Origin of the sequence: Paenochrobactrum glaciei (assembly GCF_039522165.1) — a bacterium.
GTDB lineage: Bacteria > Pseudomonadota > Alphaproteobacteria > Rhizobiales > Rhizobiaceae > Paenochrobactrum > Paenochrobactrum glaciei.
The window spans coordinates 51,733-66,656 of record NZ_BAAADE010000001.1 but is presented as its reverse complement, the minus strand read 5'-3'; the positions used below and the strand labels follow the sequence as shown (position 1 = coordinate 66,656).

Annotated in this window: 8 protein-coding genes and 2 tRNA genes; 7 read left to right on the top strand and 3 right to left on the bottom strand. The window is 48.7% G+C overall.

Going from position 1 to position 14,924, the window contains the following annotated elements:
* Positions 1 to 29: 29 nt before the first annotated feature.
* Positions 30 to 4,637, bottom strand: coding sequence for an apolipoprotein A-IV repeat region-like domain-containing protein (locus ABDZ76_RS00375; RefSeq protein WP_374844493.1), 4,608 nt, complete (start codon positions 4,635 to 4,637; stop codon positions 30 to 32).
* A 582-nt stretch (positions 4,638 to 5,219) separates the two neighbouring features.
* Here ABDZ76_RS00375 and ABDZ76_RS00370 point away from each other — a divergent pair.
* Positions 5,220 to 6,851, top strand: coding sequence for an acyl-CoA dehydrogenase family protein (locus tag ABDZ76_RS00370; RefSeq protein ID WP_343799946.1), 1,632 nt, complete (start codon positions 5,220 to 5,222; stop codon positions 6,849 to 6,851).
* A gap of 6 nt (positions 6,852 to 6,857) precedes the next feature.
* Here ABDZ76_RS00370 and ruvX read toward each other — a convergent pair whose 3' ends face one another.
* Positions 6,858 to 7,358 carry a Holliday junction resolvase RuvX gene (gene ruvX / locus ABDZ76_RS00365; protein WP_343799944.1) on the bottom strand — a complete coding sequence of 167 codons (501 nt, stop codon included), beginning with the start codon at positions 7,356 to 7,358 and terminating at the stop codon, positions 6,858 to 6,860.
* A 182-nt stretch (positions 7,359 to 7,540) separates the two neighbouring features.
* On the opposite strand from ruvX, the gene ABDZ76_RS00360 reads away from it, so the two are divergent.
* From ABDZ76_RS00360 to ABDZ76_RS00335, 6 genes are all read left to right on the top strand, one after another.
* Entirely contained in the window at positions 7,541 to 8,248 is a 708-nt protein-coding gene (locus tag ABDZ76_RS00360) for a metal-dependent hydrolase (RefSeq protein WP_343799942.1), read from the top strand.
* 121 nt (positions 8,249 to 8,369) lie between these two features.
* On the top strand, positions 8,370 to 8,657 hold the full coding sequence (gene gatC / locus ABDZ76_RS00355; protein WP_184219728.1) for an Asp-tRNA(Asn)/Glu-tRNA(Gln) amidotransferase subunit GatC: 288 nt from the start codon (positions 8,370 to 8,372) through the stop codon (positions 8,655 to 8,657).
* Between the two features lie 95 nt (positions 8,658 to 8,752).
* Positions 8,753 to 10,234, top strand: a complete 1,482-nt coding sequence (gatA, locus tag ABDZ76_RS00350; protein ID WP_343799938.1) for an Asp-tRNA(Asn)/Glu-tRNA(Gln) amidotransferase subunit GatA — start codon at positions 8,753 to 8,755, stop codon at positions 10,232 to 10,234.
* 368 nt (positions 10,235 to 10,602) lie between these two features.
* Positions 10,603 to 10,678: transfer RNA gene (locus tag ABDZ76_RS00345), tRNA-Val, on the top strand.
* A gap of 220 nt (positions 10,679 to 10,898) precedes the next feature.
* A tRNA-Val gene (locus ABDZ76_RS00340) sits at positions 10,899 to 10,974 on the top strand.
* 472 nt (positions 10,975 to 11,446) lie between these two features.
* Entirely contained in the window at positions 11,447 to 14,479 is a 3,033-nt protein-coding gene (locus ABDZ76_RS00335) for an autotransporter family protein (RefSeq protein WP_343799935.1), read from the top strand.
* 78 nt (positions 14,480 to 14,557) lie between these two features.
* Here the strand turns inward: ABDZ76_RS00335 and ABDZ76_RS00330 are convergent, their stop codons facing one another.
* Positions 14,558 to 14,914, bottom strand: coding sequence for a VOC family protein (locus ABDZ76_RS00330; protein ID WP_343799933.1), 357 nt, complete (start codon positions 14,912 to 14,914; stop codon positions 14,558 to 14,560).
* Between the last annotated feature and the right edge of the window lie 10 nt (positions 14,915 to 14,924).

The window sequence follows — 14,924 nt, the reverse complement described above, 5'->3', positions numbered from 1 at the left end:
TCCCTTTGATTGCTTTTAACGGCTGATGCTTAGCGCAGACGGCCACTTGCATGGGCAAGCATAGTGTAGACCTTGCCGGTGTCTGAAGTCAGATAAGACTGAGTCACCATCTGGTCACGGTCGCTGCGTGCTACATCTTCAAGCAAGCGCTGGAAGTCATTCATGTAGCGGTCAACCGCACGGCGGAACTCGGCTTCGCTTTCGTATTTGCGCTTGATCTCGTTAAATGTCTGCTCACCCTTGGCGGTGTAGAGACGACGCGAGAAGATATTGCGCTCACCACGGCGATAACGTGTCCACAGGTCAACGGCAGCTTCATGATCGATTGCACGGGCAATATCCATAGACAGCGAATTCAGCGATTCTGAATTCTGCGATGAACGCTGTTCTGGTGCAGGCTGTGCAGCCGGCTTGTCGTCATCACGCGATGCACGAGCCAGAAGGTCGGATACCCAACCGCGTGGCTTCTCACCGGCCTGCTGAGCAGGTTTGGCAGCGAGGCTTGGCTGTGGAGCCGCTACGACGCGTTCTTCACTACGGGCAACCGGTGCTGCTTCCTGATAGGCCAGATTGCTGGCTGCAGGAATGGCAGGGCGTGGTGCGCGTGCCTGGCTGCGGTCTGCCTGTTCATCACCAACATCCACCAGACGGCCGGATTTGTTGACGATCTGTGCCAGCTCTTTCAGCGCGTTGATCTGCTCGGAAACCGCCTTACGCATTGCAGTGGTGGATTCTTTTGCCTGTTCAGGCATATCCAGCACACCGCGCTGCAATTCACCACGGGTTTCATTCAGTTCAGAACGGATTTCAGTGGCTGTACGGCGGATTTCGTCGGTTGCAGAAGCAAACTTCTGTGCAGCTTCTTCAACGAGGCTTGCAACGCTGTCACGCAGGTTTTCAGCCGATGTACGGGTCTGACCTTCAGCGCGCTCAAAGCTGCCGCTGACGAGCTGCTCAAAGGACTGCATCAAGTGCTGGATGGATTCTGACTTGGCAACGAGGCCGTTTGCCAGTTTATCCAGTGCTTCCTGACGTTCAGTCAAGGTGCTGCTCAGGCCGTTTTGAGCCGAGTTGATCATCTCGGATGCGGAAGCCAGAACTTGGCTATGCGCTTCAAAGCGACCGGCAATATCGCCAATCTGCTGCAAGGTGTTGCCGGACAATTCACGCAAGTGACCGAGATTGTTGTCGATCAGCTTGGTGGAAGTGTGGAACATTTCTGCTGCACGATGGGTATTGCGGGCAAAGTTTGAAGTCGACTCAACCAGCTTGGTATCAACATCGCTCAAATTGCGGGTTGCGGTATCAATCAGCTGACCCAACTGGTTGTTGGATGCGGACAGGCGATCAATCAGATCGCTGACACCTTCAGAGAGACCGGATTTGGCTTCCTGAACAGCTGCAATTGTATCAGCGGTACGGTTGGCCAGTGCGTTGACGAGTGCCGCATTTTCAGCGCGCAATCTGTCGGTTGCAGCATGGGTTGCTTCTTCAAGCTGTGTTGCAAGGCCACGGCCGCTATCTGCCAGACGCTGAACCAGAGGCTCGGCGGTGTCTGCCAGAATATTGGTGATTTCGAGCGAGCGAGCCGCCAGAACTGCATTGAGTTCACGGGTGCGTTCTTCAAGCGTGACAGCTGTTGTGTCGGTTACCTGCGCAATGCGGGCTTCAACGGAACCAAGCTCCACAGTGATCTGCGAGCCAATGTCGCCAAGGCGGGTAGCAATTGCATCGGCGCGTTCATTGAGACGTGCTTCTGTGCCGGAGAGGTTATCTTCGATACGGGTTGCAAATGCATCGCTGTGGCTGGCCAGCGTATCCGTGGTTTTGAATGCAGTGTCAGCAATGCGTGCTTCGATTGCCGACAGGCCACCGGTCAGACGGTTTTCAATGTCATGCAAGCTTGCAGCAACTTCCGTTGCACGTGCATCAAGACGCTGTTCGGTGCCGCCCATAGTGTCGATGAGACGGGCGCTGAACTGTGCGCCAAAGCCATCAAGGGTGTCACCGGCTTTAGCTGCTTCCTGTGACAGGCTGCTGGCAGCTTCAACGATTTTCTCACGCAATGTGTTGGCAACAACGCCAGCGCTTTGTTCAAGCGAACGGCGAACATTGTCAACGCCCATAGCGAGCGCTTTTTCCATAGTCTGGGTGCGTTCAGTGATGATGCCGGACTGGCCGTCAAACGCTGAATTGATCAGCGCATTGCTGTTTTCAATGGCAGACTGAAGCCCGGATGCACGGTTATGAATGGCTTCATGATAACCATCAAGCGACTGGGTAAGTGAAACAGATGCTTCATTGATCGAAGAGTGCAGGCGCTGTGAGCCGCCTTCGATGCTGCGCTCGTGGTTTTCCAAAATCTGCGCCAAAGCGGAGGTGTTGGTGCTCAGAGCCTGTGCCATCATGCCTACACGTTCGTCAAGCTGACGGGCATGGGCTTCAAAACCGGCACTCCATGCCGCTTTGCTTTCATGCATGATCAAGCCCATGGCATTGTTACGCTCGTCAAGCATATGTGCCAGTTCGGCCTGACCTTCATGGATCGAGCCGCGAATGGACGCAACACGTTCGTCCAGCGCATTGCTTAAGCTTTCGCGCTTTTCAGTGAGGGCTGCATTGAGAAGCTGAGTGCGTTCATCCAAAGTCTGCGCGAGCAGGTTCTGGTTGCCTTCCAGCGAGCTCTGGATTGCAGACATGCGCTGATCAAGAGCATGGATATGCTCTTCAAAATTCTGACCGAGCAGGGCATGGTTTTGTTCCATAGCCTGACGCAGTTCACTGGTGCGCTGCTCAAGAATAGCAGCGTGGTTCTGCGAGGCATCACTCAGCATATGCGCGTTTTGAGCAACAACCTGCTCAATATTAACGCTGTGCTGCGCCAGCGAATTGGCATGATCCTGAATGGCAGCGGCCACACGGTCTGCTTCACTGCTCAGTGAATTGGTAAAGGCATCACGGCTTTCAGCCAACTGACCAGCAAATGCGGCAGCTTTTTCGCTCAGCAATGTACCAACACCATGGGTGATGCTGTTGAGATCGTCGCCGATCTTCGATTTGGTTTCGTCAATGATCGTGCTGATCGATGCGCGACCACCAGAGAACGTGTCCGCAATTTCACGGGTACGGGCAATGAGGTTTTCATTGATCTGGCGTGAACGGGCTTCCAGTGCCGCATTGAGTTTTTCAGTGCTGGCATCCAGTGCATGGGCACGGTTTTCAAATTCGCTGACAAGCGAGGCACCGCGTTCGGTCAATGTGGTGTCGAGATTGGTCAGACGTGTATCAAATTCACTGACCATGGTCTGGGTTGCATCGCCAAGCAGGGTAGCAATACCGCTTGTACGTGTATCCAGCGCTTCGGTCAGTTTTTCTGAAATGCTGCGTGACTGTTCATCGATCGCGGTGATGCGTGAATCAAGGATTTCCGCAAAAGCCTGACCGGATGTGGTAATGCCAGCGGCAATGGTGCCGGTTTTGGTTTCAATGGCTTCGGTGATGGCACTGCCGCCTTCACGGATGCCGCTGATGAGGCGGTCACCTGTATCAGTCAGAACAGAGTTCAGCTGTTCGGATGCAGCCAGAACATTGTCACGAATAATAGTTGTTGCACTTGTCAGCTCTTCTTTGAGCTGTTCATGTGCACCGCTGATAGAAGAACGCACACGTTCTGCATGGCTGACAACGGCTTCACGCTCATTGTTAAGCTCGCCAACGAGGGAGCGGATGCGCACTTCATTATCCGTATAAGCGCGTTCCAACTCGTTCACCTCTGACTGAACCAGTGTTTCAAGTTCAACAGCGCGTGCAAGGGTGCGTTCAATGCCTTCATTCATCGCAGCCACTTCACGGCGAACCGCCTGGCCAAGATTGGAAACGCGATCACCTGCCATATTGTCCGGCTCAGCCAGACGAAGGGCAGCTTCGGTCATACGACGTGCAGCAGATTGCATTTCTTGCGCACGGCGGATGAGCTGGGCAAAGCCCCAGAACATCACAACAGGTACAGCAACACCGGTTGCAATGCCGAGGCCTGCAGGTGTGCCGAGGAATTCACCAACTGATTGCAGTGACGGGAAGCCGCCATTGAGTGAGCGGGCGAGCATGACGCCACCGGCAGCCCACAAAGTGCTGACAGCAGTGGTTGTCCAGAAAATCTTTGAAGAGCGCTCAGTCGCACGACGCGCGGTAAACATGCCATCGCCGCGCAGGTCGTCATTGGCAGGTTTGAGTGCGGAGGCGCGAGGTGAGGAGCTGACAGCGGAAGCTTGCGAGGTAACAAGCTCAGCATCAGCGGTATTTTTAGGCTCAGAGTTGGCGGCTTTGACAGTTGGCGGTGAAGGCGGGGCAGGTGGTGCTGCAACAACAGCAACATCAGACGCCGCGACACTGTTTGTGTCGGCTGCGCTGACCGGCTCTTCTTTACGGCTTGCCAAGAGGGAAGCATTTTGCTCGCTGGCTAATTCTTCTGCCGCGCGCGAAATCTGCAACTCCAGATCATCCAATGAGATCTCGTCATCAATGGCGGCCAGATCCATATCCAGATCGAGACCGTCGTTAAAATCGATATCCAGCGCTTTTTCCAGCGCTGCTTCGACTTCCATGTCGATCTTCTGTGCTTTGGTAGATGTTGCCATCGCTCTTTTACCTCGTACTCAAAAACTCTGTGACAGTCGGCACGACAAACGCGCGCCATACTTATTCCGCCATCTTGCATAGTACCGGCTTGCGAAGTTGAAGGAAATAGCGCAATCGCGCATTGCCAAAAACTTTAAATAGAAGGTTAACGGAATAGTTCCCAATTTTTAAAAAACCCAGAGACGGTGGGTTTTTAGATTATTCCTGAATTGTGGAAATCTTAAGATTGATAGTTAAACCGGCCGTTCCAAAGCGCTAAAAAGCGTATTTTAAGAGCATTTGTTAACCGTTTTTATAAAATTAATAACAGTTTTCTCTAATGTAGCAGCTGATGGTTTTTACAGGATTTAACGCTGATACGATTCTGTGGATAGTGTTTTGAATGGGTGTTTTTTGACCATTTTAGTCAGAAAAACTGCCTGAATTCGCTCAAAAAACAACAAATGCTGCATGTGACAGGCATCTGGTTGCATATTATTAGCATTTGACAGGCATCATAGCAGATTAAAAAGTGATGCCATATGATGATTTGTTACGCGGGTTAAACGGCATTTCATCGCTTTCGTAAACGGATGATAGTTTTGAAACCTCATAAAGTAATCAATCAGACAGCACCGCTGACCGGAAATAACGCTTATACCAGCGATCCGCTAATGATGAAAATTGCGGGTGGTTTTCCTGAAAATCTGCAACGTGAGCTGGAACAGATTGGTCGCTATGTTTTGTCGCCCGAAGCGCAGGAACTGGCGCGACTGGCCAATAGTGAAGTGCCACGACTGAAAACACATGATCGTCAGGGGCATCGTCTCGATCAGGTGGAATATCATCCGGCCTATCATGCTTTAATGCGCCGCTCGGTTGCCAATGGTTTGCATTGCTCGGTCTGGGAAGATGGGGCAACGGAGGCAGGGCGCCGTCACCAGACCCGCGCGGCTCGTTTTTATCTGACTGCGCAACTGGAGGCAGGGCACCTTAATGCACTGACCATGACCAATGCGTCGCTTGCCGCTCTCATGTCATCCTCTGATCTTTATAAAGAGTGGCTGCCGCGGATTATGAGCCGCAAATACGATCAGTCACACAGAGCCGCAGCCCATAAAAACGGCATCACCCTTGGGCTCGGTATGACCGAAAAGCAGGGCGGAACAGATTTAAATGGTCTTAACAGTGAGGCCGTAGGCTTTGATAATAATAGCTATTTATTGAATGGCCATAAATGGTTTCTGTCATCGCCAATGTCCGATGCGTTTTTGGTGCTGGCGCAATTGCCGGAAGGTCTAAGCTGCTTTTTAGCACCGCGTGTGCTGGCTGATGGTTCGCTAAATGGCTTTGCGTTTCAGCGCCTGAAAGACAAACTTGGCAATCGTTCCAATGCAACTGCGGAAGTCGAGTTTGACAATGCGCATGTGCATCTGGTGGGGAAAGCCGGCGAGGGTATTAAAACCATCACTGATATGGTGACGCTCACACGGCTTGATTGTGCTGTGGCTTCCGCAGGTCTGATGCATGCAGGGCTTGCAGAGGCCGTGCACCATGCGCGGATGCGTCATGTTAATGGCGAAGCTTTAATCAATAAGCCGCTGATGCAGCGTGTTCTTGCGGATATGGCGCTTGATGTGGCGGCTGCCACAGCTCTTTCCATGCGGTTGGCGCGTGCTTTTGATATGGCAGCCAATGATCGTATGGAGGCATCATTTGCCAGCGCGATGACGCCGGTGGTTAAATATTGGGTCGCTAAAATTGCGCCATCATTGCTTTATGAAGCGATGGAAGCATTAGGCGGCAATGCCTATGTGGAGGAAAGCAATCTGCCGCGTCTTTATCGTGAAGCGCCGTTTAATGCGATATGGGAAGGCTCAGGTAATGTCATGGCGCTGGATGTAGCGCGTGTACTTGCCAAAGCGCCGAAACTTTTTGATGAAGTGCTGGATTGGATCGGCCATCAGTTGGGGCGCAACGGGCAGGGTACGATCAATGTGCTGCGCGCTGCCATGCAGCTGACCAATTCAGATGAGGGCGCTGCCCGATTGCTGACCGAGCAGCTGGCCTTTGCTGCGGCAGCGGCGGAGCTTCGCCATCAAGGTGCCGATCATGTGGCTGATGCCTTCATCGAAACCCGCCTTGGCGGTCAATGGCGCACCACTTATGGCATGCTGGATGCACGCCATAATGCCAAGCGCATTATCGATACGCTATATCCACCATTGCAATAATGGCGATTATAATTCGCTGTCTAGTTGGCGACGCAGCATATTCAGGCGGTCAAGCGCCCCTTGTAAGATGAAAGCAGCAGCGGCAGAATCAATGCGTTCTGCCCGCTTTTGACGGGAAACATCCATACCGATCAGTGCACGCTCTGCGGCAACGGTCGAAAGGCGTTCATCCCAGAATACAAACGGAATATCGGTTAAAGGCTGCATGGTGCGCACAAAAGCTTTGGTTGCTTGTACGCGCGGACCCGCAGTTCCGTCCATATTCATCGGCAATCCAATGATAATGGCGCAGGCCTTTTCATCAGCCAACTGTTTAATGAGCGTTTGGGCATCAATTGTAAATTTTACCCGCTTGATAACAGGGCGCGGATTGGCAAAAGAAAGACCTAAATCTGAAATCGCCAGCCCGATGGTTTTGGTGCCCAGATCAAGACCGGCAATGGTTTTGCCAGTTGCTTGATTTGATTGCAGAAAGTCGGGCAGTTCGGTGATTTCTAAGATTGCCAAGTGTCTTAACCTTTATCAAATGCGGGCTTTGTTGTGCCTCTATGCCATAAAAATGATAAAGCGGAACTATATTTAATAAAAATGCCATTGATCATGGTCATTTTTCATAATCCCTTTTCAGGGGTTGATGTTATTTTAGATCGCGTCATAACTGCGCGTAGATAAAATTTGAGGGTAAGTGAATGAAAATCACCTGGCTTGGACATGCGGCGTTTCGGGTTGAGACTGGCAAAAGTGTTATTTTGATTGATCCGTTTTTGACCGGCAATCCGGGTTTCAAAGATGTTGATCTGAAACAAGCTGTCCAGGGTGTAACCCATATCGCGCTGACCCATGGTCATGGGGATCATATCGGCGACACGGTGCAAATCGCCAAAGAACAGGGCGCTGTGGTGCTGGCCAATGCCGATTTGGCGGCATGGCTTGCGCATCAAGGTGTTGAAAAGACCGATCCGGGCAATACCGGCGGTACTATTTTCAACGATGATTTCAGCATGACTTTCGTCAATGCACTGCATTCATCAGCCACAATCACGCAGGATGGTGTGTCGCATTCATTGGGTAATGCCAATGGTCTGGTTTTCCATTTTGAGGATGAGCCGACACTCTATCATATGGGCGACACTGATATTTTCTCCGATATGGCGCTGATCAATGAATTGCATCAGCCGGAAATCGGCATTGTGCCGATTGGTGATCGTTTTACGATGGGCAGTGCAGTAGCGGCTTTGGCTTGTCAGCGCTTTATGTCATTTGAAACTGTTTTGCCTGCGCATTACGGTTCATTCTCGGTACTTGAAAAAACGGCTGATAATTTCATTCAGGCAATGGAAGATGCAAAAAACACAAAAGTGGTGGCAGCAGCGGCCGGAACCTTGCAAAATTATTGATTGCGCTTGAAAATGCGTCAACAATATTGCGCTACAGCCAACCCAGCGTTATAGCCGTTATTAAATGACACCAAAGCAGTTTTGTTGTTTTGGTTTAAAAACAGAATTTCCGGAGTTCAGGATGTCCGTTGATATTACTACAGTCAAACGCGTTGCTCACCTTGCGCGCATCGCGATCAGCGATGACGATGCAGAGCGTATGACGGGCGAAATTAATAATATGCTGGGCTTTGTTGCTCAGCTTGATGAAGTGGATGTGGAAGGCGTTGAGCCAATGACATCTGCTATGCCGATGAAAATGCGCCTGCGTGATGATGTTGTCAGCGATGGCAATATTGCCGATGCGGTTGTCGCAAATGCACCTGTAACAGAAGACAATTTTTTCGTTGTACCAAAAATGGTCGAATAATCATTCAAAGTGCGCGGATAACGCTGCTTTTGATGAATTGTCACTTGGCGGGACTACAGAAATTTGCGCAGTTTGCGCATCGACAGGATTAAACAATGACCGATTTAACCGCACTTACTATTGCTGAAGCGCGTGATAAGTTAACAAGCAAAGCAATTACAGCGACCGAACTGACTGAAGCTTATTTGAGCGCGATTGATACCGCCAACAGCCAGTTTAATGCTTATATTGCTGTGACCCATGATCATGCGCGCCAGATGGCTAAAACATCTGACGAACGTCTGGCCAAGGGCGAAGCCGGAGCGCTGGAAGGTATTCCGCTCGGCATCAAGGATCTCTTTGCCACCAAAGGCATCCATACACAGGCTTGCTCGCATATTCTTGATGGCTTTAAGCCGGAATATGAATCAACAGTCACAGCCAATCTTTGGGCTGATGGTGCTGTTATGCTCGGCAAGCTCAACATGGATGAGTTCGCGATGGGCTCTTCCAATGAAACATCTTTCTATGGTCCGGTCACGAACCCTTGGCGCGCCAAAGGTTCGGATGCACAGTTGACCGCTGGTGGTTCTTCAGGTGGTTCTGCAGCAGCCGTTGCCGCCAATCTCTGCGTGGCAGCCACTGCAACTGATACAGGTGGTTCAATCCGTCAGCCGGCAGCTTTCACCGGTACGGTTGGTTTCAAGCCGACTTATGGCCGTGTATCCCGTTGGGGCACTGTTGCTTTTGCGTCATCCCTTGATCAGGCCGGTTCCATCACCCGTGATGTGCGTGATGCGGCTATCATGCTGAAGTCTATGGCTTCTTTTGATGTGAAAGACAGCACTTGCTTTGATTTGCCTGTGCCGGATTATGAAGCTGTACTTGGCAAATCGGTTAAAGGCATGCGCATTGGTATTCCAAAAGAATATCGCGTTGATGGTATGCCGGAAGACGTTGAAAAGCTGTGGCAGCAGGGCATTGCTTTCCTTAAAGATGCTGGTGCAGAAATCGTTGATATTTCGCTGCCGCACACCAAATATGCCTTGCCTGCATATTACATTGTGGCACCTGCGGAAGCCTCGTCCAATTTGGCACGTTATGACGGCGTTCGTTATGGTCTGCGTGTGCCGGGCAAAGATATTGCCGACATGTACGAACAGACCCGCGCCAAAGGCTTTGGCTGGGAAGTTAAGCGCCGCGTGATGATCGGCACTTATGTGCTGTCTGCTGGTTTCTATGATGCATATTACCTGAAAGCGCAGAAGGTGCGCACCTTGATCAAGAAAGACTTCGAAGATGTCTTCAATCTCGGTGTTGATGCTATTTTGACCCCGTCCACACCTTCATCAGCCTTTAAAGTTGCAGATGCGGAGATGGCTGCTGATCCGGTTAAAATGTATCTGAATGATATTTTCACCGTGACTGTTAACATGGCTGGTTTGCCAGGTGTGTCGGTTCCTGCCGGTCTCAACGCTGATGGTCTGCCTTTGGGCTTGCAGCTGATCGGCCGTCCATTTGGTGAAGAAACCCTGTTCCAGGCTGCTCATGTGATTGAGCAGGCTGCTGGACGCTTTGCACCAACCAAATGGTGGTAAAACATCATTGATATTGCGCGGACCAGCGTGAGTATTTTCAAACCGGCGTAGTTTTAAAACTGCGCCGGTTTTCTTTTGCGTGCATATTTGTCAGAATCAGAAACTAAAATACAAATCCGCATCAAATGATTGGTGGAATCATATTTTCATCAGTAAATTGTAAAAATATTTTCGCGCAAAATGACAGGCGACATCTGCCTAACAGGTTGTTTTGCTGTGCGTTTTGAGCTCGGGTAGGGCTGTTTTCGCAGGTTTTTGAATTATTTTTGTATTTTTAGCGTTTTTATGTGATTTTTTTGAATTTGGAGCTTGCGCGAGTCAAATTAATTGCTTAAACGACGCTCACACAGTTGATCCAAAGCAACTGCGGGCGATTAGCTCAGTTGGTAGAGCGCTTCGTTTACACCGAAGATGTCGGGAGTTCGAGTCTCTCATCGCCCACCATTCTAAAACACTTCCCCTTAAAATTTTTCAGTTTTAGAATGCACCTGCATGATGATATGCACTGTTTCTCAAAGTCTAACATCTAAAATTTGCTTAAAAACTGTCTGTTATAATCAGATGAGTTTTATGTGATAAATCTTTGGGTTAGCTGTATTTTGTGCTTGCATATGTAGTTTTTATTGCGTAATAAGCAGCCACACAGTTGATACAAAGCAACTGCGGGCGATTAGCTCAGTTGGTAGAGCGCTTCGTTTACACCGAAGATGTCGGGAGTTCGAGTCTCTCATCGCCCACCATTCCTAACTCATTGTTGATTTAGGAATTTTGATGAAAATCATTCCTTTACTCTCCCCCTAATAATTAAACGTCTAAATGATGTAGGCTGATTTAGTCTGCTATTATTCAATCATTGCTCCGCTCTTATAAGGGCAGTCATGCTGCTGAAGACAGCTATTTATCTACGTTAAGCTAAGTGCAAACTCAGTCCTGTTGGTTAACGGGCAGAGACTGATTTCTCATTATTTTGATCAAAATTAATATGATTGATTCTAAAAATCGGCATTTATTTTTACAATTGATCAAAAATATCCCCGTATTCACGGGGATGTGAATACAGCTGCTGCGTGTTGCATTTAGGCAACCATAAGCCGTATGTCATTGTTTTAAATTAGTTTTTATATGCTGACATTTGATGTTTTACTGAATATCTTACATTTTTATAAATGGTTTAAACTTTTGTATATTTGACCTTTTATGCGCGTAGGGCGTATGGCGCTTTTATTAACCATATTCTCGAAGTGGGGGCACTCCGTGCGTACTAAATTGATGAGCGTTTCGACACTGGCATTGCTTGCCAGCGTAAGTTTCCCTGTTGCCTCAATGGCGGATATAGATGCGATCATAGCAGATGTCAGGTGTCCCGATGTTGGCGGGCCTGATTCCTGTAAAGGTGTGGGCGGGAAAGAAACGGCTTATAGCTGGCTCGTAATGGCCATAGGTAATGATCAAAAGGCTTATTATCATATTCATCCAACCGGTATTTTATCATCTGATGAGGATAAAGCAGCTGCCATTTATATACGTGTTCGGCCAGACGCTAACCAATTAGGTCAATTTGGTGTTATCGCAGCCATCAATGAGGGGGTGATTGAAACCGGTGCAGATAGTAGTTCGCTTTCTTCAATGCAGCATGGAATGGCACTTGGTTATACAATAGCCAGTGATAGCGCGCTTCTGACAGGCGGTGATGTTTTTGCTGTAAACAGTGGCAAGATCATAACTCGAAATGCCAGCTCTCATGGAATTGCAATCGAGCGCTCTCCCTTAGCATCAGGCAAAGTGGTTGTTGATAATCGCTCCGGTAATATTCAAATACTTCATGAGGGGGAAGTTCATAAACAATTACGCAGTAGCGGTATCAACGTAATAGATGGTGGCTTTGCTGATTTAGATATTAATGTAGGTAATATTGTCGTCCGTGGAGCTGGAGCAGGTGCAGAATTAGTAACACGCGGAAGTGTTGACGTAATTTTAGAAGATTCTGGTAAAGTTACTATACATGGTAAAAAATCGCAGGGGATTTTAGCGAGCAGCTGGTTCTCTGAAACTATGATTGATGTGGCGGGCACTATCATCATGTACGGTGATGATTCAACCGGCATAGAGGCAGTAGGCTCATCATCTGCAATTAATGTTGATGGATATGTAGAAGCGCTGGCTCTAAATTCCAATGGTTTAAATATAAGCTCTACTAATGAACAGGCAACTGTAACAATAGGTAGTACGGGTGAGGTGATCGGTGGGCGCGGACAAGGTAGCGCTATGGTCGTTGGTAGTTTTAATGATATCGTGGAAGTGACCAATGATGGTGCATTGTCAGCTCTTTCTGATCGACTAATTACTGATTTGTCTGATCCGTTTATGGGGCCTGTTGGTGATTTCAAAGTTACTAACAATGGCTTGATGACCGGTTTTGTTAAACTTGGATCTAATGGTGGCAACTATTTCGAGAATACCAGCAAATTCATCTCACGTAATTTTTCAGCGAGTAATCCTGATGGTGAGCGTGATCTGCGCGGTGTTGCTGTCAACGATATGGGCGGTGATAATTCCCATTTTGTGAATGCTGCCAGTGGTGTTGTGTCACTGGGGGCGAGTAGCGCTGAAAACTTCGATGCGACTGGTTATTACAAGGCCCGCACAGGTATCAATAATCGGTTGTTCTCGCAGGACATCTATGACTTTGAACGCAAGGGCCTGCTGCAGACACAGTTTACCAACACAGCAAGCTTCAAAAATGAAGGTCTCATTGATCTGACCGGTGAGCAAGTGGGGAATACACTTGTTATTACCTCCAGCAGTGATGCAGAAACTATTGGCAGCGGAACTTATGTGTCTGGCGGCACTTTGAAACTTGGTGCTGAGCTGAATGACGGCGATGGTGGTCAGGGCTCAAAGGCTGATATGCTGATCGCTGATCGTGTTGAAAAAGGCGCCAATGCTACAACCATTGAAGTAGCCGTTAAAAGTGAAGCGAATGCCGCTTTGACGAAGCAGAACGGTATTCAGCTTGTTCAGGTTCGTGATAAAGATCATTCAGCAGAAGGTGCTTTTATGCTCGGTGGCAGCAATGCATATGAGCATAATAATGCAATGGCGATTGGGCAGGGTGCCTATGCCTATAAGCTTTATCAGAACGGCCTTGGTGATGATAAAGCCGATGGTAACTGGTATCTGCGCTCTCAGGTGAAGGATGATGAGCCTGGTGAGGAACTGTTTACTGGTGGTGTGCCACTTTATGAGGCGTATCCGCAGTTTTTACTTGGCCTGAATAGTCTTCCGACTTTGCAACAGCGTGTAGGTAACCGCTATTGGAACAATGCTGGCAACAAACTGCTTGCACAAGGTGCTGATGTTGTTGAAGCTTTTGCCCCAGCTGAAGAAGCGGGCGTTCACATTGAAGAAAATGCGATCTGGGGTCGTATTGAAGGTGCACATACCAAAATTCGCTCACGGGAAACAACGTCTGGCACAGATTATGATTATAACACGTTCAAAATGCAGGCCGGCCTTGATGGTCTGTTGCATGAGAGCGAAGATGGCAAGCTGATTGGTGGTATCACAGCCCATTATACGAATGGTAAGGCTGAAGTTTACTCCAAGCATGGTAAGGGTGATATCAAAACCGATGGTTACGGTTTAGGGGCAACTTTAACCTGGTATGGTGAAAACGGTTTCTATGTCGATAATCAGGCTCAGTTGACATGGTATGACAGCGATCTGAATTCCTCGACCGCTAAAAAGTCGATGGTAAAAGGGAATGACGGTTTTGGTTATACGCTGTCCGTTGAGACGGGTAAGCGTAGCGAACTGAATGAACATTGGTCATTAACTCCACAGGCACAGCTGCAATATTCAAATGTTGATTTTGACAGTTTTGTCGATCCATTTAAAGGTCATGTATCACGTAAGCGTGGTGAAAGCCTTGAAGGACGTTTGGGGTTGAGCCTTGAGCATCAGGATTCATGGTTTAATGATGAAGGCCGTATAAACCGTAGCTATGTGTATGGAATTGCTAATTTGTATAGCGAATTTCTCAATGGCACCAAGGTACGTGTTGACGACGAAAACTTCATTAACAAGCGTGAGCGTGTTTGGGCCGGTATCGGTCTTGGCGGTAGCTATAACTGGAATGACGATAAATATTCCGTCTATGGCGAAGGTTCTGTCTATACGAGCCTTAAGCACTTTGGCGACAGCTATAGCTATAAAGGTACAGTTGGTCTGCGCATTAAGTGGTAATGCACTGACCAATGCTACAAATAGAAAGTCGCCAGTTATACTGGCGACTTTTATATTTGAGGAAACTCAAATTTATTGTCAGGATAAGCTCTGCCCAACTCTCACAAGGTTCTCATCAGGGTCTGATACGGCAAACTCGTATGTTCCCCAAGGCGTTTCTCTTGGTGAATGTAAAGCACTGGCGCCAACCTTCAGTGCCAACTCATCAACGTTGTCAACATAAAAATAAACTCCGCAAGGGCTTTTATTCGGGATTAACCAGCCTTCTGGTGCTTTGGTTAGGTGCAATTCAGCACCTTTACCATCAACCAGCATTTGGTAGTCAGCATAGACATCATCACCTTTTGGCCTGAAACCAAGCAGCTCATAAAACTTCACAGAAGCTTCCAAATTGTTAGTTGGTAATACGGCAATCATGCGTGTTGGGTTGCTCATCTTTGCCTCG